Genomic DNA, 22,364 nt, shown 5'->3' with positions numbered 1-22,364 from the left:
TTTCAATACTGATATGAGAAAGTTAATGATCGCACTCGATGCAGAAAAACTGGATCAGCAAAGTGTATTGTTCGGTTACTACCTTGCAAGACTTACCAGGTCCGGAATTACCGGAATTTTTCTTGAAAATTTGTCTGCTGAAGATACTCAGGCCGAAGATTTCGTTTATAGCAGTGCATTTACAGGTACAGACAAACAAGGCGGTGAGCCGGAAATAAAATTCAAGGAAAAGGCGAGCCTTGAAAATATCAGGACATTTAAAGCCGCCACCGAAAAACAGGGGATTGCATGCCGCGTACACCGTGACCAGGGCGTTCCGATAGAAGAACTGTTAACAGAAAGCCGTTATGCTGACGTAATTATTACCGGACCGATGTTGTTCGGTGCGTCGCCGCTTGAAATTCCCGCGGACATGGTGGAAGATCTGCTGATAAAGTCAGAATGCCCGGTTATGATTACATCTCAGCGGGCCGAACCTGTCGCCAAAATCTTGTTTGCCAGCGATGGAAGCGCTTCGTCTTTGTTTGCCATAAAACAATTTACCTATTTATTCCCCGAACTGAATGCCACTGAAATGATTGTATTGCAGGCGGACGAAGACGCAGTATTCAGCGAGACACAAAAGGAAAAGCTTTATGAATATCTTAAAGAGCATTATAGCCGCATTGATTTTAAGGATTTGCGGGGAAAACCAAGGGACGAATTATTTGATTTTACGCTGCGTGAGCATAACGCCTGCCTGGTAATGGGCGCGTATGGGCGTAACTGGCTTTCACGGCTGTTTAAACCCAGCACTGCCGGACTGGTCCTTAAAATCAATAACCTACCGGTATTTATATCGCACCGGTAAACGGAATATGCTCCAGCTGACTGACTTAGAGTGTATAAATGGATAAGTCTAAAATATCATTAAACCATCAACCATGAAAAAATTATATATGTTTTATGCGGGATTGCTGATCGCCTGCCTTTGGGGCTGTGGCAGCTATCAGTATTACGCTATACAAAGTGATAAGGCGAGCTTTAATAAATACCGCACTTTTGCCTGGTTACCTGTGCCTGACAGCTCACGTAACTATAACGACATAGCCGACGAGAAGATAAAAGATGAAGTTACTGCAGGACTGGAGAAGCGCGGATTGTCGCTGCAGACCGGAGAACCTGATCTTTTGGTACGCTACACCATCCAGGTGAAAGACCGGACTAGGACCTACAATTATCCTACCTATGTTTACAGGCCCGGCGTTGCCTATGTGGGGGTAGCCCGCAACCGGTATGGACGTTATTTTTATTATAGTATTGCCAGGCCATTCCCGGTATACGTGGGTACAGATATTGTGGAGGCTACTTACAAAGAAGGAACATTGATTATCGACCTTATTGAGCGCAGGAACCACCAGGTGATCTGGAGAGGATACGGCGTAGGCGATGTTGATGACCCGGAAAGAGCAATAAATGATATTCCGGAAGTGGTTGAAAATATCTTGAAGAAATTGCCTATCACACCGTTGGCGCCTATTCGTCGCCCCTGATCTTTTCCGGTACGCCCGAAAAGCTGTTAAAATCAACAGGTTTAACTTACTAAATTGTCGCGGTAATATTATTCATCCGGCTGATCAGTTATGTCCGCCGTTTAACGATCTGTGGCCTAAGCCATATTTTGTTGTTGTCGTCGGTCAGGACCGCCATAATGGAAATAAGAACAAATAAATGGTCACTAAAATGACTAAAATAATGGCAATGATGGCGGCCAGATAAGTTTGTCTTTCGGACCATTTTGGTTGCTGCCTGCCTGGTTGGGTAAAGCGTGTCGATTTCATGGTTTTTGTGGTAAATGATATTACTAATTTGCCTATAAAAATATACCTGGATGATGACAGCCGTCAGATGGGAACCTGATGCTGGTCAACGTGCTGAATTGCACGTTCGTAAAAGTTACCCGCCAACGAATTCATGGACAAAGGCATATCCCCGGTAATCTTTCCGGCAAGGTATTGGTCGTGCCAGGTACCGATCGCTTCCTGCAGGCTGTCGATGTACGCTGTGTTAAGGTTGAACAGGAGCGCGTTATGAATTAAGGCATAATTGTACAAAAGTACTTTGATCCGCTTACGGCATTCATGGAGTTGCTCTGCCGATGGCCTGTCTGCCAGTTTTTTGGCTACGGAAAGCATCTCTTCCTTGTAAAAACGCCGTATTTTTTTATTACTGAAACGCCTGATATTACTGTGTAGCTCACGATAGGCACACCGGATGTGTTTTTCGCGTTTTACTGACAAGCGGCAAAAACTTCTTATCTCCTTGTCGTCATGCTGGTCCTTTTTGGTCAGTGTATTTTTTATATAGTCACTTCGCACTTTTCCGGCTTTTTTAAATAGTGCGTTTATTGGTTTAAACGCATTGGTAAAACTGGTGCGGGAAACGTTTTCCGATAAAGTCAACAGGGCTTTTATTTTTTTAATCTCTACGCGGAATTTGTGCAACTCTTCCTGATCCCTGGTATTCAAAAAGCCGTCAAGATGAGACCGCATCAGGCTCCACTCTTTTTTTAAGTATTCGCGTATTTCTTTACCTTTCATCACGCTGGATTTATCAGTTACTCTTCATAATAATCCTTGTCCGTAACAGCTTTACGGCCAATGCAACAATCCAGATCAGGAAAACACCAATGTTAATCCGCTCCCATACACCAATAAGTGGTGTTGGTAAATCTTCGGCTATGAGCGGGGCGTCAATGAAAGTAAGCGTGCCAAATAACAGCAGTATGGTAAATGTGACGATGGAGTACCAGCAAAAATATTTGCCTAAAGCTGCTGCCGCAAGGCCCAGTGCCGAAAGAAACAGAACCTCGGTTACCGCGCCCAGCGTAATGTGTATGGCATCAGATAGGGTGGCGCCTCCTGCAGCCAGCACATGGCGCTGATGCATGGGTGCAAAAGGCCAAATCAAACCGAGTGCACCGTATGCCAATAACAACAATGATGCAACGCGTAAAAGCCGGTTTTTACCGGCCGACAACCACACGCCCCATGCAAAAGCTATCACGAGAAAAGTATAAGGAGCACAAAGCCAGTTCCATAGCCATCGGGTAGGCGCGCCTATGGCAGAGAGTTCACTTACAGTCTGTTTAACGGGGCTATAAGCCGGCCAGTACAACGGTACGGTAATATTTAACAGTACATAAAGTACTGAGGAAAGTACACCGCAACTCAATAAAATTTTTCGAATCATAATAGCTTGTTTGGCGGGTATTTGAGAGTCTTGTTCGCCTTGTGGTGAGTTAAATTTTGGGTAGCGGGGGGCGGCGCTTGCCTGTCACCCTGTAATGTTTTAACATGTAGTTTGTCTTTGAGGGGCTTAATAATTCCGCCACGGGTTGCTCCGGAAATTTTCTCTGCAATTCCCGATCGTTGGTGAGTTTTCATAGCTGTTCTTTTTGGTGATCTGATTGTTTTATCCGAAGGTAGGCAGGCGGGCTTATTGAATGAAGGATGCCCGTCATCTGGTTAGGTGATCTGGGTCCGGGTAAGATTGAGTAAAGTCACAGCTTTTGGTGACAGTAATCATACCACCAGCCGCTTAGCAGCCGTAAACTTGTAACGGATCATTAATTAATAACTTATGAAAGGGATAGTTATTTACCAAAGCAAATACGGAGCGACCAGCCAGTATGCCCAATGGGTAGCGGAGGCGCTTGACCTGCCATTTGTGAATAGAGAAAGCGTTACACCGCTAATGGTGGCCGGTAATGACCTCATTATCGTCGGTACTCCTCTATATGTCGGAAAATTGCTCATCGCAAAGTGGCTTGAGGAAAATGCAGGTTTATTAGGTGAAAAGAAAGTTTTACTTTTCATCGTTTGCGGCTCGGCGTGTGACGACCCGGTTCTGCAACAACAGGTTATTAATAATAATTTTGGCCATGTATTGAGCAAGTATGCCGGTATATTTTTTGTGCCGGGGAGGTGTAGTCCGCCCCACCTGTCATGGATAGACCGGTTATTATTAAAAATCGGGGCATGGCGCGAAAAAGATCCTGAAAGGAAAAAGGCAATGAAAGAAGGATTTGATAAGATGGGGCGTGAAAACCTGTACCAATTGCTGGCCAGGGCCCGCGAACTGATGAATGAGGGCAAACACGAGGAGGTACAATATGTTGGGTGAGCTGAGCCAGGAGCAGATAGAACAATTGCTTAAAAGACAGGTTACCGGCAGGATAGCCTGCACAGACCGCGGAACGCCTTATATTGTTCCGGTAAATTATGTTTATGACGGTAAACGAATAGTTAGCCACAGTACGCCGGGCAAAAAGATAGACATGATGCGTAAAAACCCGAAGGTTTGTTTCCAGGTAGACGAGATCAAAACTGTTTTTAACTGGCAGAGTGTGATCGCCTGGGGACGGTTTGAAGAAATAACCGACATGGATGAAAAGGAACGAGCCATGCAGGCACTGACACACCGCATTATGCCCCTGGCAGACCGGCCTGCAGACCACGCCTCTCACGGCTTGTCAGAAAAAGAGGAGGATATCGGGACTAAACTGGAACTTATACTTTACCAGGTAGTACTGGTTACCAAAACCGGGCGTTTCGAGCACCCTTAATCCCGTTTACTTTTAAAATATAACGCAAGCTGCAAAAGCGAACCGGTCGCAGTAATGAGCCATGGTGCGCCTGCCAGCAGCACCCATACAGAAAACTGCGGGTAAAAGTAAGCGAAGCAGATAAGCGGCACGGCCAGACCATTCGCGAGCAGGAACCGGCGGAGCCAAAGCGTATGCCCTGATCCGGGCAATGCAAAGTATGCTAATAAAGTGGAAATTCCCATACAGATATAACCCAGCGCGTCCACCGTCCAGAACAATGAGTGCGGGGTTACAGTAAGCAGTGTTTCCCGCGCACCTTTTAGCGAAGCAGGTATTACCGTTGCCAGTTGAACGCCATACATCAGCACCACATATACAGTATAAAGCAAGGCGAATAACAACGCTGCATGGCTAAAAAAACGGCGAGACTCATGTACGGAATAATGCAATGCCAGTATGGCTAATAAAAAAAGCGGGGCAATGGCGAGGGAAAAACCATAAATAAGTTGCGCATCCAAAGGATAAACCAAAATGCCGGCTACCTGTAATACCTGGACAATACCATAACCCACAGCCGCAAAGAATGCTGCTAATGAACTACAGTTACCAACAATTGCGATTTTTCTGTTCATGATACCCCGAAATAAGCGTCAGCTATAAACCCGCCGTGTACCCTGTAAAGCAGTTCAAAGTCATGTCATACTTAGCGCGACACCAGCCCCGGTTTATTATACAAAGCAGCTTCTACACCTTTGTCAAGGTTATATATATCTTTATAGATGATCAGCTCGCCGGCCTTCAGCTCACAGGTGAGGTAGGTTATATTTATCGGAATCTGTTTATGCAAGATGAATGTTTCGCGCTGATAATGCGTCACTGCATTGTGCAACTTGGGTAATTCATTTACCCTTCCGTCGTTTTGCAGCAACAAGGCGGCCAGTTTTTCAGCGGCATCCAACCAGATGCAACCGCTGCTTAGTGCCCTGTCATCATGGGTAAAAAACTCTTTCCTGGGCATATCATGCAGGTCGACGTCGAATTTATTTGCAAAATGAAACACAAGGTTCCCCAGGGCCCGGCCACTTCCGGAAGTATGGCGCGCAAAGTAGTTGCCGGGATGTTTTTCTATGTCTGCAAGCGTTGAGCTATCTACTACAATAAACTCTCCTTTTTTATTGTAGATGGAAAGGTGGTTCTGTATCAGATAATCGGGGTTTTTAATTACATTGGGTAATATTGTATTCAGAAATACGCTCTTCAGCATAACCACGTCAGGTGCGGTTGTAATATAAGTTACTGCGCTGTTAATTACTGGAGTAGGATTGTCAGGCTTACCAACAGCTACCTTGAATTGATACACGCTATCGGGCAGTACAAGCTCTAAAGTGTAAGACGGGATATTGACGTGTATAAAGCCGCTGCTGTCGCTTATATCTGCCCATCTAAGCCGTTCCATATTAATGGCCATCACACGCGGACTCCCTTCCGGAACGTCATAACAGTCACCGGTATATAACCCGGTAAGCAAGCGCATCTGGCGTTGCATATCGCGATAAAGTTTTGACTTTGGCTGCACATCGTCTACGGCAGCCAGAAAATCATATCCTTGCTTCTGCTGCAGCGCCTGCTGTAAAGCGGTTTCTGCACGAAAGCCTGTGTTTATGGTGTCAATTCTGTTTGCCGGAAATTCCGGGTTTAATTTTCCGTAATGCAAATGATTCATCAGGGTAACAATGGCATCGGTCAATATAATTTCAAAACTTGCCTGATCCTTTAGACTTACCTTTTCCGGTGTATCTAAAATAGCATGCAACCGATTATATAAGAGTTCTTTTGGATGGTAATCGTCATGCGCAAGACCATATTGCATCACACAATCCAGCAACAGCATTCCCTGCCACGCCGGTCCGGAACCACTCTGTGGCTTGATCCAGGCCGGCTGAAAACCGGTATGGTTATAAAATTGTTTTACACTTACCGGATAATATAAAATGTTGCGGTTTTCATTTGTGCTTAACTGGCGTCTGATTTCGGTGGTCAGATCCTGACTTGCCCATGCCGTAACGGCCAAAAGTATCATTGTAACAGCTGATACAATTTTTTTCATGATGCTGAATTTGTTATACAAAGTTGCGCGAGGCCAGGTGAGTAAGTAATGACTTTGGTCACTCGCCGGCTTGATGTGGCGACAGTACCTTTGCACTTTGGCTATAGCAGGCGTGACCAGCGTCATCTTCCTGGCTGCTTCCAATCATTCCGGGGATGCAAGGCATGTATTAACCTTGTCTTATGAAAACTTATACCAATATTAAACACATCAAGAACCTGAATAACGACGGGTTAAGAGGCATTGCTTTTTACAAGCAGGAACTTGATATTCTGCAGGACAGGCTGCAGGAGATAGCCGGTGACAACACGGCGCGTGAAGTACAGGAAAAGGTTGACCACTTTCAAAATCAATTCCTGATACATAGGAATTGCCTGGATGAATTGAAACATGACATTCATGTTAATGACCAGGCGATAGAGGCTGAACTGTTAAAGACGGAGGATTTGGTTTCTGATTCTATTGCTGAGGAACACAAGCGTATTCACGAGCGCTACATCGGCGAAGAGAAAATTTTCAATGAGCTGCGTCATGAATTTAACCGCTTTGCGGCTGAATGGATGTAACACCCCCTCCAGGTATTAATCACCTTTCCATATTAGCAGGCATTTTTCTGTTTATGTGGAAAGGTCCTGGCTTTGAATAGCGGTAATAATAACTGTATTGAACACGTCATCCACGGTGCAGCCCCGGCTTAGATCGTTCACCGGCTTTTTAAGGCCCTGTAAAATAGGGCCGATTGCGACGGCGCCGGTTTCACGCTGTACAGCCTTATAAATGTTATTACCCGAATCCAGCTCGGGGAAAATTAGTACGTTAGCCTGCCCTGCCACGCCGGAGCCCGGCATCTTAAGTTTAGCGATAGCCGGGTCAATAGCAGCATCGTATTGAATGGGGCCTTCTATTTGCAGGTCAGGGCGATTTTTTCGTACTATTTCAGTGGCCAGTTTTACTTTTTCTACATCCTTGCCCGTACCTGATGTTCCCGAGGAATAAGATAGCATGGCTATTTTTGCGTCGACACCAAATCGTACAGCGGTACTGGCCGAGGCGATTGCAATTTCCGCCAGCTCTTCTGCAGTTGGATTGGGATTAACAGCGCAATCGCCGAAAACACAAACCCTATCGGGCAGGCACATCAAAAATACCGAAGAAACGAGAGATACGCCCGGCGCAGTTTTGATAAACTGCAATGCTGGCTTAATAGTATGCTGGGTGGTATTCACTGCTCCGGACACCATGCCATCCGCGAGTCCTTTGTAAACCATCATGGTTGCAAAGTATGATGAATCCATCATCAAATCGCGAGCAGCCTCCGGCGTCAATCCCTTGTGTTTGCGCAATTTATAAAGTGTGTCGGCAAAATCATTGAAGTTCGGGTCACTTGCCGGGTCAATGATGTGAATCTTATCTATATCCAGTTCAATATCCAGTTGTTTGGCCCTGGCGCGAATGTCAGTTTCGAGGCCGAAAAGTGTAACTTCTACCAGGTTTGCGGCAACCAGCTTAGCAGCCGCGCGCAATATCCTTTCGTCCGTGCCTTCAGGCAAAACGATACGTTTTTTTTCCCTGGCCGCCCATGTGGTTAATTGATATTGGAACATCCTGGGCGTTATTCCCGTGGCCTTGCCGGTATTTATGCTTCTTTCCAGTTCAGCTACGTCTACAGCCTGGTTAAAAGTGTGTATGGCAAGCTGGATCTTTTGGGTGTCACCAGGTGTGATTTTTGAGCGGATAGCCGCTATTTTAGTGCACGTTGGGAATGTTTCTGTACCGACGGATATAATAGGCGCCACGGTTTTTAACCCGCTGATCAGTTTCAAAACCGATGGTTGAGGAGACTGACCGGCAGTAAGAATAATCCCGGCAACCTTTGGGTAACTTGCAGATAAATTCGCCTGCAGAACCGACAAGATAATATCCCCACGGTCACCGGGGGTGATAACGAGCGCGTTTTTTTGCAAATAATTCAAAAAGTCAGGTACCTGCATAGCGCCGATCAGGAAGTAATCGGCGTGGTTTGCCAGTTCTTCTTTACCGAAAAGCAGTTCGCCGCCAGTGTCTTCAAGCACTTCCGCAAGGGTGGGGCTGCTCAGGTTAATATCTTCTTCTATTATGCTGATTAATAGATTGGCCGGCAACTTTGCCTTAAGTATATTTTCTATGGCATCGCGCTGGCCCGGAGGTGTTTTGTTGATAATCACCGCCAATACGTGAACTTTGTGTGCGTCAAAATTATGCAGGGAAGCCAGAAGTGAAGCGCTTACCTGCGCAGCGGTTTTTCTTTCGGCGGAACTTACAAGAATAACTGGCGCCTGCAGATTTTTGGCAATTTGTACGTTCAATTCAAATTCAAACGGTGCTCCTTCACCCAGGTAGTCACTGCCTTCAACAATGGTAAAGTCATGCTTGTCGCTAAGCCGTCTGAACTTCTGAATTACAAGGTCAAGCAAAGCTTCCCGGGTATTACTTTCCCATTGGGCGATGGCTTTATCCCACGTACACACATTCAAATCAGGGTACTTTAGCGGCAGCGTAAAATAGCTTAAGATGGTTTGAATATGATTGTCATTTTCTGAGTTTGTGATAGGCTTATAGTAGGCTATGTTCTGCGCCTTGCCCAAAAGCATATTCATCAGCCCGACGGATACAACAGACTTTCCGCTGTGCGGCCCGGTGCATGCAATATATATTGCCTTTCCCATATAATATCAATAGGCGGTCCATCCGCCGTCGGCGGTTAGTACAGCGCCATTTATAAAGCCTGCCTTTTCTGAAGCCAGGAACAATGCAGCTTCTGCAATTGCTTCGGGGTTGGCCGGTGCAGGGGCATTTCCGGCGCCGGCATTCATTCTTTCAAAACCAAATGGCTGCGGCTCCATTCCGAAAGTAATATTGGTGTTTACGCCGCCCGGGGCAATAGCATTGCACCGGATATTCTTTTCAGCATACTGATACCCGATATTTTTAGTGAGGCCAATAAGACCATGTTTGGAAGCCGTATAAGGTGCCCCGGCGCGGCCGCCAAACAGCCCGCCAATTGAAGCGATATTGATGATCACCCCACTGCCCTGTTCCAAAAATACCGGAATAGCCTCCCGGCAGGTAAGGAAGGGCCCGTAAAGGTTGGTGCCAATTACTTTATCCCACAATTCATCTGTCACATCTGCCACCGGCGCAAAGTTGTCCATTACTCCGGCATTATTCACAAGGATGTCAAGTGCCTTATAAGTCTCTTTTACATATTTCACCACCAGCTGTACGTCGGCCTTAACTGTAACGTCTGCGGCCACGCATACAGCCGTATTCCCTTTCGCGGTAATCTCTGCGGCCACCGCTTCAATATTTGATTGATGAATATCAGTCAGTACTACTGTCGCCCCCTGCACTGCGAATAGTTCAGCAATTGCTTTCCCAATTCCCGATCCGGCCCCGGTCACAAGGGCTACCTTTTGTGATAATAGCTTCATAAATTTTTTGATTTAACCCCTGACAAAAATGACCCACGCCTGTTGTTTAAAGAATGACCCAGATCATTAAAAATCCTGATAACAGCCGCTTTCTATTTTTGCTTAGCTTTTTCTCTTTCCTGTTTTTTAAAAAATCCCCTGAAAAGAAAATTGTGCTTAAGCGCTTCCATGTTCTGGTTAAATCCGTCTGTGCCTTTTTTAAGGTTCTCCATAGTTTGCTTAAGATTTTGAGCAAAAACGGAATCCTTCAAAAGAACGTTCAGAGACCCATCGCCCTGATTTAAACGCTGATCAATAGTTTGGGTAAGGCTATTCAATTGCTGTGTTAACCTGTCTGCGTTATCACTTGCCTTCCTGATCTTTAATATAGCCATTTGCAGATTTCCTGCCAACGCTGTATCAGAAATCAACACCCCTGCGGCACCCCTGCCATTTTTAATCCCTCTAATCAATTCATTCAGGCCTGCTGTAACCTGGGCAGCGTTCCCGGCGGCTTTTTCAACACGCAGTAATGAAGACCTCACGCTGGGGCCTATTCTCTTGTCGTTAGCAAGATCCATCAGGCTGCTGGTGTTTATTTTAAGCACCGTTGCCTTAATTGCTTCAGATATCTGCGCGATGTTACTGTTTGTTTTGGATAAAGTTTGCAGCATCTCATCAGTGCTCACCATTCTTTCTGCGGCGAGCAGATCGCCTTCGGAAACCGGCGGACCGGCAACTTTACCCGGAAGGATATTTACAATCTTATTACCCATCAGGCCCTCTGTCCCAATAGACGCAATGGCATTCCGACGGATAAAGGATTTTATCTTATTGTCTATTAGCATAGTCACCTCTATCGTTGTGTCGTTGATCATATTAATTGTCTTCACGGTGCCGGCCTGTATACCCGAAAACTGCACATTATTACCCTCGGTGAGCCCGTTCAGGTTCGAGAAGCGTGCCCTGATCCGGAAATTACTGCCAAACAGGTTGTGATTTTTTCCGATCAGATAAAAAGAAAGTATCAATACAGACAGTCCTGTCAGTACAAATACACCTAGCTTAATATGATTTTCTCCCTGGTTTGCCATGGCTATTCAAAAAATTGTTTAATTTTCTTGTCTGCCGATCGTTCAAAATCTGCATATGTGCCCTGGGCGTAACAATGGCCGTCAAGGAGGAGGGCGACTCTGTCGGCGGTGTTTCTAACACAATTCATATCGTGTGTTATGATGATAGATGACGTATGATATTTTCGTTGAAGCTTCACTATCAGGTTATCAATTTCACGGGCAGTAACCGGATCAAGGCCTGTCGTAGGCTCATCATATAATATTACTTCCGGTTTAAGTATCATTGTCCTGGCCAGTGCAACCCGCTTGAGCATACCGCCGGAAAGTTCTTCGGGCATCAAGTCAACCGTATGTGCTAATCCAACGTTCTCCAGTGCTTCAATAACCAGGGCATCAACTTCTTTCTGCGAATGATCGAACCAGTGCCGGCGCAAAGGAAATTCAAGGTTTTCCCGGACGGTCATAGAATCATATAAAGCATTGCCCTGGAAGAGGAAGCCAATTTTTACCCTGATTTTGTCGAGTGCGTCATGATCCAGTTTGGTAACATCTTCGCCAAATACGCGGATAGTACCGCTATCGGGTCTAAGGAGGCCGATAATGCATTTAATGAGCACCGATTTACCCGAACCTGATTTGCCAAGCACTACCACATTCTGCTCTCTTTGAACCGTAAGACCAAAATCCTGCAGGACAATATGGTCGCCGAAGCGTTTGCATAAGTTTTCTATGATGATTGCGGCTGTGCCGGGCTTGTGCTCCGGGCTGATATCAGATAAAGGATTACTTGCAGTTTCCATTGGCTTTAATTTAATCCCAGCAGGTCAGTCAGTTGGACTGCCAGCAGATCTATAATAAAGATTACAACTGACGATAGTACGACTGCGGAGTTAGCCGCGCTGCCCACACCACGCGTGCCTTTGCTGGATGTATATCCCTTGTAAGAGCCGATCATGCCAACAGCGAAACCGAAGAAAAAGGTTTTGACGAACGCAGGCAGTGCGTCACTAAATTCCAGGCTGTGAAAAACCTGAGTAAAGAAAAGATGAAAGCTGGTTACCGAACGGATGTTGACACCAATATAGGCGCCAAAAAGTGAAATAGCATCGCCCATTACCGTCAGTACCGGAAGCATTAGTGTTGTAGCCATTACACGGGTGGCTACCAGGTATTTAAAAGGATTAGTGCCGCTAACTTCCATGGCGTCAATTTGCTCAGTCACTTTCATAGAGCCGAGCTCAGCGCCAATGCTGCTGGCTATCTTACCTGCAAATATCAAAGCCGTAATTACCGGGCCTATCTCCCGCACAATGGCAATACCAACCATAACAGGCAGTTGCGACTCGACGCCATAATCCACCAGTGACGGGCGGAGCTGCATAGTCAGAACAAGACCCATAATAAACCCTGTAAGCCCGATAAGCGGCAACGATTTGTACCCGATAATGTAGCATTGGTTTAATAGCTCGCGAAACTCGAAACGGGGTTTGAGCCCCGTGGAAAAAAAGCGACCGGTGAACCCGGCGATATTTCCTGTTTCCCCAAAAAAGGTTTTTATATTGGTTGTAAACGCCATATCGGTAACTGGTTTAAATCAATAAAAAAAATGATTTTACTGTAAAAATAGCGGGAGATTGACTGTCAATTTATGACTTGAGGCATGAGGTTTGTTGATATAACTAAAGGCAGAAAATGACCACCGTCATTTTAAGATAGATACGAATCAAAAAAAATTCCGGTAATGCACTACCGATGGTTAGGCTTCAGTCTGCCTTATTTTCTGTTCTATCGCTAATAATTTTAATGACAGATAGATACGGAAAATGCCGGCGGCAATAAAAGCCAGGCCGCTGAATAGAAAGATATTTTCGATACCTATCACCGGGCATGCCATTAACAACAGCGCCATCATGAGTGCCACTGCAGCGGTAAATAACAGCCGCCGCCAGTTGCCGAATTTGTAGGTACGGATGTGAAAAGCGTCGCCAATGGCCATAAAGCCTTTGTAGAATGTCCATAATCCGATTACCAGGGGTAAAAAAACAATTGTAATTAAGGTGTTGTTAAATAGATAAATACCAACTACTATGTCGGCTATTCCTGCAAGCAGCCACCACATCCATCGCCTGCTTTGCCGGTTCTTCAAGGCAAAAATGATATCAAGCAAGCCGGTAATAACCATTCCGATGGCAAAGAACCAGCTTAAGTTGAGGTACGATTGAAAAGGATGATATAACACCCATGTGCCTATGCCGAGCAGCAGCAGCCCAGTTACCAGCATTAACCACCAATGCCGAAGGATACCGGCAATTTTTTTTAAAAATGCACCGTTTTCCTGCTCATAGTTTGCCGGTGTTTTCATGTTTCAATGCCGGTCTTTTGCAGCACCGGTTCGCTTCTTTTGCCGACGCTTTTTAGCGCTGTATTGATATTTTCGATACCTCTGACGAGAGCATCCGGGTTAAAGGATATGCTATCGATACCGGTTTCAACCAATAAGCGGATAAATGTTTCGGAATCGCTGGCGGCCTGGCCACACAAACCCACTTTTTTGCCCAACTTATTGGCTTTTTTTATCATGGTAACGATTAATTGTTTACTGGCAGCATTTTGCTCATCAAACAAGTCGGCAATCAGCGCCGAGTCCCGATCTATGCCCAGCGTGAGTTGGGTGAGGTCGTTGGAGCCAATGGAAAAGCCGTCGAACACTTCAGCGAATTCTTCAGCCAGCAATACATTACTCGGAATCTCCGCCATTACGAATATTTTCAGGCCGTTTTCACCGCGTTTTAATCCATAAGAGGCCATCAGTTCTACTACCTTTTTGCCTTCTTCTACTGTACGGCAAAATGGGATCATCAGCTTTACATTGGTTAAGCCCATTTCATTCCGCACAATTTTCATTGCTTCGCACTCCAGCCGGAAACCATCACGGTAACTTTCACTATAATACCTGCAGGCACCCCTGAAACCAATCATTGGGTTTTCTTCGGCGGGCTCAAAATAGGTACCCCCAATCAGGCCGGCATACTCATTGGTCTTAAAGTCGCTCATGCGCACAATCACTTCTTTAGGATAAAAAGCTGCGGCGATAGTGGCCACTCCTTCAGCCAGTTTATCTACAAAATATTGTTGTTTGTTAGGGTAGGTGTGGGTGAGGTTGGTTATTTTAACGCTGTCTGCCTCGTTAGTAACCTGGCTGAATTTTACAAGCGCCATTGGATGCACCTGTACATAGTTGTTGATAATAAATTCAAGCCGCATCAGGCCTACGCCATCGTTTGGGAAAAAGGAGAGCTGGAAAGCTTTCTCCGGTTCGCCGATGATTAACTGGGCTTTAACCGTGCCCGGAAGTTTTATTGCACCTGCATCGGTAATGGTCTCCCTCCAGTTCAATTTCCCGCGATAGGCGTAACCTGTTTTGCCCTCAGCGCAGCTAATGGTAATGGTTTCGCCATCTTTGATATTTACAGAACCGTGTTCCGTTCCTACAAGGGCCACCACGCCCAGTTCGCGTGCTATAATTGCAGCGTGGCTTGTCCTTCCGCCTTTGTTAGTTACAATGCCAGCCACTTTTTTTAATATGGGGTCCCAGTCAGGACTGGTTTTATCGGTCACCAAAATATCGCCCGGTAACAGGCGCGCTGCCTCGCCCGGTGAGGATAGCAACCGCGCTGTACCTGTAGTAATCATGGTACCTATTGCTTCGCCGCGAACAATTTCTTCACCTTTTTCAATAATCGTATAGCTTTTAACCTGTAGCTTTTTTTCCTGGCTGTGTACCGTCTCGGGCCGTGCCTGGATAATATAAAGCCGATGGTCATTCCCGTCTTTTGCCCATTCAAAGTCCATCGGCTGCTCATAATGGTCTTCAATAATCAGGGCCCAGCGTGCTAATTGTTCAATTTCCTGGTCATTTAATATAAATTTCTCTCGCATCTCCCAGGGCGTGTCTTTATTCATTGTGCCCTCACTGGCGTAAACCATCGTTTGGCTTTTGGCGCCCTTGTTTTTTTGAATGATGGATTTTAAGCCATTTTTTAGCGATGGCTTAAAAATCAGGAATTCATCCGGGGTAACTGTACCCTGCACAATATTTTCACCGAGCCCCCAAACACCTGCGAGATGAACAACATCCCGGAAGCCAGATTCCGGTTCCAGCGTAAAACCGACTCCCGAGCAAGCGGTATCAGCGTGTACCATTTGCTGAACGCCGACGGATAGAAAGACCTTATTATGATCAAAACCCTTGTCCTCCCGGTACTTAATGGCCCTGTCGGTATAAAGTGAGGCAAAGCACCGCTTAACGGCATCAACCAGCGCTACATGCCCTTTAATATTCAGGTAAGACTCATGCTGGCCGGCAAAACTGGCCCCTGGCAGGTCTTCTGCAGTTGCGCTGCTGCGTACGGCTACAGCTGGTTCAGTTTGCTCGAAAAGATAATCGTAAGCGTCTATGATAGCCATTTTCAGGTCATTCGGCATAATACCGTCCAAAACCAGCTTTCTCGCTTTGGACCCGGTACCTGACAAATTCGAGAAATTTACTTTATCCAGCCCGGCCATTAGTTTGCAGAGCTTTTCGTTGAGTTGGTTATGGTTGATAAAATGCTGAAAGGCTGATACGGTAACAGCGAAACCATTTGGAACAAGCACACCTTTTTCACCCAGTTGGGTATACATTTCTCCCAAAGACGCATTTTTTCCACCTACTTCAGATATATCAGCGATAGTGGTTTCACTAAATTTTTTTATATAGTTTCCCATGCTATGGTTTTTTAAAGAAACCCGCGGGCCTGGCCCGCGGGCAGTAACCTTTAGGCAACTTTTATTTCTTTTTTTGCGGCAACTGTTTTGCCGGTTTTTTTTAGTTCGATCTCCAGCAGGCCATTATTATAATTTGCGCTGATATGATCTTCGTCAACATTCTCAGGCAGGGTGAATGTGCGGGTAAAAGAAGATGAAGAAAACTCCCTTCGGGTATAATTTTCTGTCTCCTCTTTTTCATCCTTGTGTGTTTCTGCGCTAATGGTCAGTACGCCGTTTTCAGTGGCGATCTTGAAATCGTCTTTTTTAAAGCCGGGAGCGGCAACGTCTACCTTGTAGCTGTTTTTGGCGTCACGGATATTGACTGCAGGCAGGAAGTCCCCATCGCCGAATGCTTTTTCAAAAAAGCGGTCAGTGTTCCAAAAGTCTTCCATCATTGTCCGTAATGACGGAAAGCGGGTTGATTTTACTAAGGTTGTCATAAATTTATTTTTTGATGAATTAATAATTCAAATTTCGTTGGAGAGCAAAATCCTGGCTATGACTGTAATCAAGCCACACCGTGATATTAGTCAGTTCTGTTGTTTTAATCCGGCGTTACTTTAGATCATAAAAAAATGAACATGAAAAAACACGCTAGCGAGTGGACACCCATATCGGGGAATCCTGCCGTTGAACAGGCTGCAGTTTACCTTCAGTCGCTTGGAGCGGCCGGAACCGTAACAGGCTCAAAGCATTTGCTGCTGACGCCTGGAATGAACGTCATGATTGATTGCGGCCTCTTTCAGGGTATAAAGGCGTTAAGGGAAAAAAACTGGGAACCCCTGCCGGTTAATCCAACTGATATAGACGCACTGATCCTTACACATGCGCACCTGGACCACTGTGGTTACATTCCTTTACTGGTAAAGAACGGTTACCGGAAGAAAATTTATATGAGCCGTCCGACGCGAGACCTGGCTGAGCTTATTTTGCGGGACTGCGCTAAGCTGCAGGAAGAAGACGCCGAGAAAGCCAACAGGCACGGTTATTCTAAGCACCACCCTGCCAAGCCACTGTACACTGTAAAGGATGCAGAGGCCGCGCTCCCTTTTTTTGAAGTTTGCGAAATTGATACCGAGCTACCTTTAAATGACTGGCTTAGTTTCAGTTTGCATCCTGCCGGACACATCCCGGGCGCTTGCTCTGTCAGGATAAATTGTTACGGAAAGACGCTTATATTTTCCGGCGATATCGGGCGCAAAATTTCCGAGTTGCTGCCCGCACCGGAACCATTATCACGTGCCGATTTTGTGATCATGGAGTCGACCTATGGCGACCGCCTGCATGCACAGACCGACACAGCCCAGGAACTGGCTTTGGTAATTAACGATACAGTATTTAACAAGGGTAACATATTGATCCCGTGTTTTGCTGTGGGCCGTGCGCAGGAAGTAATGCATCTGATTTATCGCCTGAAACAACAGCGCCAAATTCCTGCACCGGTACCGGAATACCTGGACAGCCCCATGGCGGCTTCGGCAGGCAAAGTACTGCAGCATTACCCAGAGTGGTTTGCTATTGATAAAAAGGAATGCGCCCGGATGTTTAATGGCGTAACCATTAACCAGGAGTATCAGGACACCGAAAAGATCATCCGCCGGCGTGGGAGCAAGATTATTATGGCTGCCAGCGGTATGTTAACCGGCGGCCGGGTGCTTGAATATCTGAAGCATTATTTAGGTGATGCGCGTAACACCATATTGCTAATAGGATTCCAGGCTGAGGGTACCCGTGGCAGGGCACTTCTTAACCAGGCGCATGAAGTAAAGATACACGGGCAATATTACCCGGTAAAGGCACAAATAAGGGAAATTGAGGGTTTGTCTGCACACGCTGATCAAACTGAACTGTTAAGCTGGCTTAAGCAGTTTAAAAGTGGTAAGCCCAGTGTTTTTCTTGTACATGGCGAGCCCTGCGCACAGGAAGCGCTACGCGTAAAAATTAAAGATGAATTGAAACTAACCGCGAGGATAGTAAAACAGTATGAAAAGGAGCTCTTGTTTACAGTCCCTTTATTGCCTGAAGCTGAGGGTAAATGATGTCCCTATCTGTTCCCGGCTTTTGAAAGTAATTTCTCCGCCCATAAGCTGTACGTAGTTTTTAACAATATTGAGGCCGAGACCGGTGCCTTGTATATCAATCGCGTTGGCAGCCCTGAAAAACGGTTCGAAGATATATTGCTGATCCTGCTCGGGTATGCCAATGCCTTCATCTTTTACTGTAATTATGCAGTTTGTTGCGGAGATGTCTGTAGTGAATTCAATGGCGCCGGTTTCCTTTGAATATTTAATTGCATTAGAGAGCAGGTTAACCAGGCAGTGCCGCAGAAGCGTTTGATCAAGACAAACCGTGGTATTATCAGCAGTACTGGTGTATTTAATTTGAATGCCGGCTCTTGCTTGTTGTTGCATCTCTTCAGTTAGGTCTGATGCAAATAACGCCAGGTCAAACACCTTGTTATCAGCTTTTATATTACCGGCTTCTATTCTTTCGATAGAAAGGAAGTCGTTCAATGAAGCGGTCATGTCGTCGACGGCTATTTTTATTTTTCTTAAATGACCGATTATCTTATCCTTATCAAGCCGTTCATAATAGCGTTCAATAAGCGAGGCAGATAATTGCACGCGGCTGAGCGGCGAACGAAGCTCGTGCGACGCCATTGATAAGAGTCTTGTCTTTACCTGGTTAAGGTTTTGTTCATGGTCGAGGGATAGTTCTGCTTGTTTCTGTTTGCTTAAGTCATGCACTATGCCGGCATAATAAGTTTGACATTTATTGGTGAATTCACTAACCGCCAAACGGAAGGGAAATATTGAACCATCCTTTTTTCTGCCTTTCAGATCCCTGCCTTTGCCGATGATCACAGGCACCCTGGTCTGCCGGTAATCATCAAGATAATTATCATGGTGCCGGGCGTCTGCCGGATCCATGAGCAGGTTGATGCTTTGGCCGGCCAACTCGTCTTGACTGTATCCAAAAAGGTCGCAAACGGCAGGATTAGCCATCCGGATTTTACCTTTTTCATCGATTACGACGATGCCATCAATCGCATGCTCAAACACAGCTGTAAGAAGTTCGGGATTATCCATGTTGATTAAATATGCTCGCGTAACCATTTCAATGGCTTCATTTATTTAGCCATATCCCGAATGCACCAGGTATTATTTTTCAGGTCAGGCTGCTCGTCACGAGAATGGTATTGATGCACAAAAATGGTTATCGGTTATATTCGCTGCTATGACGGCAGTCAATATTTATTGTTTGGTAATTTATTATTTATCAGTATTTTAATTGATGCCCGTCATTCTTTTACTGCGGAATAAACCGGAAATTTGCATTTAAATCGAAAGCTATGGAGCCGTTGCAGTTTAATTTCAGTCACCCTGTGAATGGGAAAGTCAGACTCTTCAACCGGGTTGACCCGCACGCAACCCGTGTTATTCAGGTAAAGGAGGAGGATGGCCAGGAAATAGGCATCCCGCTTAATGATCTTTGCAGCGGCCGGTGGACCGCAACGCTTGAATGGGAGTACGACGGTAAAAATTACTGCTATGCGCAAGAGTTTGAAATTCCCTGACCAGGAATGTTCTATTCAGTTAATGTGATGAAAATCATTAAAAATACTGACTAATCTCGCGGCTGGTCACTATTCTGTCATCTAAATTTGGAACAACCGATGGATGGAATTTATTCCTGTTTCGGTAAATGACGCCGGCACGGTTTTGGGCTGGTGCATGCGGCATTACGGAACCGGAAGACCCGGTTCCGTTTTTTTTAATTTAGCTTTATAGCCGATGACGGGAAATAACTACGGTATACAGGGATTAAGTGATAATGAAGTAATTAAATCGAGGGCGAGGTTCGGGGTAAACGATCTGTCGTTTAAAAAAACAAATGAATTTATTGATGCGCTGAAGAGAATTGCGAAGGAGCCGATGGTTATCTTGTTGCTGGTTACTTCGTGCATTTATTTTATTAGCGGCAAAACCGGCGATGGTATTTTTTTGGCCTCGGCTATAGTATTGGTGGCAGGCATTTCCTTATACCAGGATTCGCGCAGCCGCATTGCGCTTGAAAAATTAAAGGACTTTTCGCAGCCCAAATGTAAGGTGATCCGGAATGGCACCGTCATAGAAATAAGAAGCGGAGAACTGGTAGTAGGTGACAGCCTGATGGTTGAAGAAGGGACTTCCATAACAGCCGATGGCTTTATTGTGCATTCCAACGATTTTTCTGTGAACGAAAGCGTCCTTACGGGAGAGTCGTTGACAGTATATAAAGACAGAGCTTCGGCGGATAATTTAATTTTTTGTGGTACTACAGTAGCAAGCGGCCTGGCTATTGCAACCATTACCGCTATAGGGGGCCAAACCCGGCTGGGCAAGATTGGCAAGAGCCTGGAAACAATTGACAATGAAAAAACGCCACTGGAATTGCAGATCAATAATTTCGTTAAGAAGATGGTGGCTGCCGGGGGGATAGTGTTTGTGGGTGTATGGGTTATTAATTATTTCCGGTCGCCGGATATTTTGGATAGCCTCATTAAAGCGCTGACGCTGGCTATGAGTATATTACCGGAAGAGATACCGGTAGCATTTACGGCTTTTATGGCGCTGGGCGCCTGGCGCATGATGAAAATGGGTGTCGTGGTTAAGCAGATGAAAACGGTGGAAACTCTTGGCAGTGCGTCAGTAATCTGCACCGACAAAACAGGTACGTTAACAGAAAATAAGATGGCCCTGGCCAAAGTATATACGCCGGAAGAAGATATTGTAGCTGATGCTATAGCAGGTAGTTCAACCGGTCCGCAACAGGAGCTATTAGAGCTGGCAATGTGGGCCAGTGAGCCGATACCTTTCGACCCTATGGAAGTTGCCCTGCATACCGCTTATTCAAATTCAGGTATTAAAGACGAGCGCCCGGACTATAAGATGATCCACGAGTACCCCTTGAGCGGCAAACCGCCAATGATGACCCATTTGTTTGAAAACGGATCGGGACGGCGCATCATCGCCGCAAAGGGAGCGCCCGAAGCGCTGATAGCCGTTAGTAATTTAAGTGAAACCGAAATAGAACACATTGCTCTGGCAATTAAGGCAATGGCGGCTGAAGGTTACCGGGTGCTGGGTGTGGGTAAAGCAAATTTTACAGGTGACGACTTTCCGGATACACAACAGGAGTTTAAGTTCGAATTTAAAGGCCTGGTAGCATTTTATGATCCGCCAAAAAAGAACATCACTGCGGTATTGCAGGGCTTTTACCGGGCTGGTATAAAAGTAATAATCATAACCGGCGACTACACTGAAACCACAGGAGCTATAGCAAGGCAAATTGATTTTCGCGGACCGGAGCGCTCCCTGAGCGGTGATGCGCTGATGCAATTGTCTGAAAAAGAACTACAGCAAGAAGTGAGGAAGGTTAATATTTTTACGAGGATGTTTCCCGATGCCAAATTAAGGGTAATAGATGCGCTGAAGGCCAACAAAGAGATTGTGGCCATGACCGGAGACGGGGTGAATGACGGCCCGGCCTTAAAAGCAGCCCACATTGGGATTGCGATGGGCAAAAAGGGAACGGAAATTGCCAAAGAAGCCGCTTCGCTAATACTGCTGGACGATGACCTGTCAAAAATGGTGGATGCGATAGCGATGGGAAGGCGGATTTACACGAACCTTAAAAAAGCAATACAATACATTATTTCCATTCATATACCCATCATCCTGACAGTTTTTATACCGCTGGCGCTGGGATGGGTTTATCCGAATATCTTTTCGCCGGTGCACATTATCTTTTTAGAACTGGTTATGGGCCCTACGTGCTCTATCATTTATGAAAATGAGCCTATGGAACGTCACACAATGAATCGGCCGCCACGGCCGTATAGCGTAACCTTTTTTCGCGGGAAGGAATTGATAATAAGTATTGTCCAGGGATTAATAATTACTGCCGGTACATTGTTTGTGTACAATTATGCTGTTTATCACGGTTTTAACGAGCAGCTTACCCGCACCATGGTTTTCAGCTGCCTGCTCTCGGCAAATATCTGGCTGACATTGGTAAACCGGTCATTTTATTATTCGGTATATACTACAATAGGATACGGAAACCGGCTAATGGTGTTAGTAATCTTGCTGACCTTGTCTTTAGCAGCAATAATGTTATATATAAAGCCTGTAGCTGCTTTTTTTGAATTTGCACCAATTTTACACCGGCAACTTGGCCTAAGCGCCGGTATCGGTTTTCTTTCTGCAATATGGCTGGAGGCATTTAAGTGGATCAGGCGGATAAATGACCGGGAACGTAATTGAGCCGAGCAGCAATAATTTACTACTTAT

At 45.7% G+C, this 22,364-nt stretch carries 21 protein-coding genes; 8 read left to right on the top strand and 13 right to left on the bottom strand.

Features of this window, described 5'->3' with window-relative positions; translation table 11 throughout:
• Window positions 1-13 precede the first annotated feature (13 nt).
• Both Q3W13_RS16640 and Q3W13_RS16635 read left to right on the top strand, forming a co-directional pair.
• The gene (locus Q3W13_RS16640; RefSeq protein WP_302865647.1) at window positions 14-850 is read left to right on the top strand and encodes a universal stress protein; all 837 of its coding nucleotides are present in this window, start codon (window positions 14-16) and stop codon (window positions 848-850) included.
• Window positions 851-923: 73 nt separating this feature from the next.
• A complete protein-coding gene (locus Q3W13_RS16635; protein WP_302865645.1) occupies window positions 924-1,532 on the top strand; it encodes a DUF4136 domain-containing protein in 609 nt (202 codons plus the stop codon).
• Window positions 1,533-1,883: 351 nt separating this feature from the next.
• Here the strand turns inward: Q3W13_RS16635 and Q3W13_RS16630 are convergent, their stop codons facing one another.
• Entirely contained in the window at window positions 1,884-2,579 is a 696-nt protein-coding gene (locus tag Q3W13_RS16630) for a CHAD domain-containing protein (RefSeq protein WP_302865644.1), read from the bottom strand.
• Between the two features lie 13 nt (window positions 2,580-2,592).
• Complete coding sequence (locus tag Q3W13_RS16625) at window positions 2,593-3,231, bottom strand: DUF998 domain-containing protein (RefSeq protein WP_302865643.1); 639 nt, start codon at window positions 3,229-3,231, stop codon at window positions 2,593-2,595.
• A 390-nt stretch (window positions 3,232-3,621) separates the two neighbouring features.
• On the opposite strand from Q3W13_RS16625, the gene Q3W13_RS16620 reads away from it, so the two are divergent.
• Together Q3W13_RS16620 and Q3W13_RS16615 are read left to right on the top strand one after the other, a co-directional pair.
• A complete protein-coding gene (locus Q3W13_RS16620; RefSeq protein WP_302865642.1) occupies window positions 3,622-4,164 on the top strand; it encodes a flavodoxin domain-containing protein in 543 nt (180 codons plus the stop codon).
• A complete protein-coding gene (locus Q3W13_RS16615) occupies window positions 4,154-4,606 on the top strand; it encodes a pyridoxamine 5'-phosphate oxidase family protein (protein ID WP_302865641.1) in 453 nt (150 codons plus the stop codon). The genes Q3W13_RS16620 and Q3W13_RS16615 overlap by 11 nt, the downstream gene beginning before the upstream one ends.
• Here Q3W13_RS16615 and Q3W13_RS16610 read toward each other — a convergent pair.
• Both Q3W13_RS16610 and Q3W13_RS16605 read right to left on the bottom strand, forming a co-directional pair.
• Window positions 4,603-5,220, bottom strand: a complete 618-nt coding sequence (locus Q3W13_RS16610) for a hypothetical protein (RefSeq protein WP_302865639.1) — start codon at window positions 5,218-5,220, stop codon at window positions 4,603-4,605. The genes Q3W13_RS16615 and Q3W13_RS16610 overlap by 4 nt on opposite strands.
• Before the next feature lie 71 nt (window positions 5,221-5,291).
• Window positions 5,292-6,695: a L,D-transpeptidase family protein gene (locus Q3W13_RS16605; RefSeq protein WP_302865638.1), complete on the bottom strand. Its 1,404-nt coding sequence runs from the start codon at window positions 6,693-6,695 to the stop codon at window positions 5,292-5,294.
• Between the two features lie 182 nt (window positions 6,696-6,877).
• Here Q3W13_RS16605 and Q3W13_RS16600 point away from each other — a divergent pair, with 182 nt between their 5' ends.
• Entirely contained in the window at window positions 6,878-7,261 is a 384-nt protein-coding gene (locus Q3W13_RS16600; RefSeq protein WP_302865636.1) for a hypothetical protein, read from the top strand.
• Window positions 7,262-7,312: 51 nt separating this feature from the next.
• On the opposite strand, the gene pta is transcribed toward Q3W13_RS16600, so the two are convergent.
• The 8 genes from pta to Q3W13_RS16560 form a co-directional block, all read right to left on the bottom strand.
• A complete protein-coding gene (pta, locus tag Q3W13_RS16595) occupies window positions 7,313-9,400 on the bottom strand; it encodes a phosphate acetyltransferase (RefSeq protein WP_302865634.1) in 2,088 nt (695 codons plus the stop codon).
• Window positions 9,401-9,406: 6 nt separating this feature from the next.
• Entirely contained in the window at window positions 9,407-10,165 is a 759-nt protein-coding gene (locus tag Q3W13_RS16590; protein WP_302865632.1) for an SDR family oxidoreductase, read from the bottom strand.
• Between the two features lie 92 nt (window positions 10,166-10,257).
• Window positions 10,258-11,238 carry an MlaD family protein gene (locus tag Q3W13_RS16585; protein ID WP_302865630.1) on the bottom strand — a complete coding sequence of 327 codons (981 nt, stop codon included), beginning with the start codon at window positions 11,236-11,238 and terminating at the stop codon, window positions 10,258-10,260.
• A gap of 2 nt (window positions 11,239-11,240) precedes the next feature.
• Window positions 11,241-12,020 carry an ABC transporter ATP-binding protein gene (locus tag Q3W13_RS16580; protein ID WP_302865628.1) on the bottom strand — a complete coding sequence of 260 codons (780 nt, stop codon included), beginning with the start codon at window positions 12,018-12,020 and terminating at the stop codon, window positions 11,241-11,243.
• Window positions 12,021-12,025: 5 nt separating this feature from the next.
• Entirely contained in the window at window positions 12,026-12,796 is a 771-nt protein-coding gene (locus Q3W13_RS16575; protein ID WP_302865625.1) for an ABC transporter permease, read from the bottom strand.
• A 180-nt stretch (window positions 12,797-12,976) separates the two neighbouring features.
• Window positions 12,977-13,582, bottom strand: coding sequence for an HdeD family acid-resistance protein (locus Q3W13_RS16570; protein ID WP_302865622.1), 606 nt, complete (start codon window positions 13,580-13,582; stop codon window positions 12,977-12,979).
• A complete protein-coding gene (gene ppsA / locus Q3W13_RS16565) occupies window positions 13,579-15,987 on the bottom strand; it encodes a phosphoenolpyruvate synthase (protein ID WP_302865620.1) in 2,409 nt (802 codons plus the stop codon). Before ppsA ends, Q3W13_RS16570 begins: the two co-directional genes overlap by 4 nt.
• A gap of 50 nt (window positions 15,988-16,037) precedes the next feature.
• Window positions 16,038-16,469: an Hsp20/alpha crystallin family protein gene (locus Q3W13_RS16560; protein WP_302865618.1), complete on the bottom strand. Its 432-nt coding sequence runs from the start codon at window positions 16,467-16,469 to the stop codon at window positions 16,038-16,040.
• Window positions 16,470-16,610: 141 nt separating this feature from the next.
• Between Q3W13_RS16560 and Q3W13_RS16555 the strand changes: the two genes are divergently transcribed.
• Window positions 16,611-18,068, top strand: a complete 1,458-nt coding sequence (locus tag Q3W13_RS16555) for an MBL fold metallo-hydrolase RNA specificity domain-containing protein (protein WP_302865616.1) — start codon at window positions 16,611-16,613, stop codon at window positions 18,066-18,068.
• Here Q3W13_RS16555 and Q3W13_RS16550 read toward each other — a convergent pair.
• Window positions 18,042-19,118 (bottom strand): PAS domain-containing sensor histidine kinase, encoded by a 1,077-nt coding sequence (locus Q3W13_RS16550; RefSeq protein ID WP_302865613.1) that lies wholly within the window; start codon window positions 19,116-19,118, stop codon window positions 18,042-18,044. The two genes, Q3W13_RS16555 and Q3W13_RS16550, sit on opposite strands and share 27 nt — an antisense overlap.
• 263 nt (window positions 19,119-19,381) lie before the next feature.
• On the opposite strand from Q3W13_RS16550, the gene Q3W13_RS16545 reads away from it, so the two are divergent.
• A complete protein-coding gene (locus tag Q3W13_RS16545; protein ID WP_302865611.1) occupies window positions 19,382-19,606 on the top strand; it encodes a FixH family protein in 225 nt (74 codons plus the stop codon).
• Window positions 19,607-19,823: 217 nt separating this feature from the next.
• Window positions 19,824-22,337 (top strand): cation-translocating P-type ATPase, encoded by a 2,514-nt coding sequence (locus Q3W13_RS16540; RefSeq protein WP_302865610.1) that lies wholly within the window; start codon window positions 19,824-19,826, stop codon window positions 22,335-22,337.
• Window positions 22,338-22,364: the final 27 nt, after the last annotated feature.

It is taken from the genome of Mucilaginibacter sp. L3T2-6, assembly GCF_030519355.1.
In the GTDB taxonomy this organism is placed as follows: Bacteria; Bacteroidota; Bacteroidia; order Sphingobacteriales; family Sphingobacteriaceae; genus Mucilaginibacter.
Note: the sequence above shows the minus strand (reverse complement) of the source record. Positions and strands in the feature narration are given on the sequence as shown.

Excerpts from the sequence above, each read along its gene's own strand:
- Q3W13_RS16605 (WP_302865638.1), bottom strand. The coding sequence starts at position 6,695 with ATGAAAAAAATTGTATCAGCTGTTACAATGATACTTTTGGCCGTTACG.
- Q3W13_RS16620 (WP_302865642.1), top strand. The coding sequence starts at position 3,622 with ATGAAAGGGATAGTTATTTACCAAAGCAAATACGGAGCGACCAGCCAG.
- Q3W13_RS16600 (WP_302865636.1), top strand. The coding sequence starts at position 6,878 with ATGAAAACTTATACCAATATTAAACACATCAAGAACCTGAATAACGAC.
- Q3W13_RS16545 (WP_302865611.1), top strand. The coding sequence starts at position 19,382 with ATGGAGCCGTTGCAGTTTAATTTCAGTCACCCTGTGAATGGGAAAGTC.
- Q3W13_RS16560 (WP_302865618.1), bottom strand. The coding sequence starts at position 16,469 with ATGACAACCTTAGTAAAATCAACCCGCTTTCCGTCATTACGGACAATG.
- Q3W13_RS16630 (WP_302865644.1), bottom strand. The coding sequence starts at position 2,579 with ATGAAAGGTAAAGAAATACGCGAATACTTAAAAAAAGAGTGGAGCCTG.
- Q3W13_RS16550 (WP_302865613.1), bottom strand. The coding sequence starts at position 19,118 with ATGGATAATCCCGAACTTCTTACAGCTGTGTTTGAGCATGCGATTGAT.
- Q3W13_RS16570 (WP_302865622.1), bottom strand. The coding sequence starts at position 13,582 with ATGAAAACACCGGCAAACTATGAGCAGGAAAACGGTGCATTTTTAAAA.
- Q3W13_RS16615 (WP_302865641.1), top strand. The coding sequence starts at position 4,154 with ATGTTGGGTGAGCTGAGCCAGGAGCAGATAGAACAATTGCTTAAAAGA.
- Q3W13_RS16585 (WP_302865630.1), bottom strand. The coding sequence starts at position 11,238 with ATGGCAAACCAGGGAGAAAATCATATTAAGCTAGGTGTATTTGTACTG.
- Q3W13_RS16610 (WP_302865639.1), bottom strand. The coding sequence starts at position 5,220 with ATGAACAGAAAAATCGCAATTGTTGGTAACTGTAGTTCATTAGCAGCA.
- Q3W13_RS16540 (WP_302865610.1), top strand. The coding sequence starts at position 19,824 with ATGACGGGAAATAACTACGGTATACAGGGATTAAGTGATAATGAAGTA.
- Q3W13_RS16590 (WP_302865632.1), bottom strand. The coding sequence starts at position 10,165 with ATGAAGCTATTATCACAAAAGGTAGCCCTTGTGACCGGGGCCGGATCG.
- Q3W13_RS16625 (WP_302865643.1), bottom strand. The coding sequence starts at position 3,231 with ATGATTCGAAAAATTTTATTGAGTTGCGGTGTACTTTCCTCAGTACTT.
- Q3W13_RS16635 (WP_302865645.1), top strand. The coding sequence starts at position 924 with ATGAAAAAATTATATATGTTTTATGCGGGATTGCTGATCGCCTGCCTT.
- Q3W13_RS16640 (WP_302865647.1), top strand. The coding sequence starts at position 14 with ATGAGAAAGTTAATGATCGCACTCGATGCAGAAAAACTGGATCAGCAA.
- Q3W13_RS16555 (WP_302865616.1), top strand. The coding sequence starts at position 16,611 with ATGAAAAAACACGCTAGCGAGTGGACACCCATATCGGGGAATCCTGCC.
- Q3W13_RS16575 (WP_302865625.1), bottom strand. The coding sequence starts at position 12,796 with ATGGCGTTTACAACCAATATAAAAACCTTTTTTGGGGAAACAGGAAAT.
- pta (WP_302865634.1), bottom strand. The coding sequence starts at position 9,400 with ATGGGAAAGGCAATATATATTGCATGCACCGGGCCGCACAGCGGAAAG.
- ppsA (WP_302865620.1), bottom strand. The coding sequence starts at position 15,987 with ATGGGAAACTATATAAAAAAATTTAGTGAAACCACTATCGCTGATATA.
- Q3W13_RS16580 (WP_302865628.1), bottom strand. The coding sequence starts at position 12,020 with ATGGAAACTGCAAGTAATCCTTTATCTGATATCAGCCCGGAGCACAAG.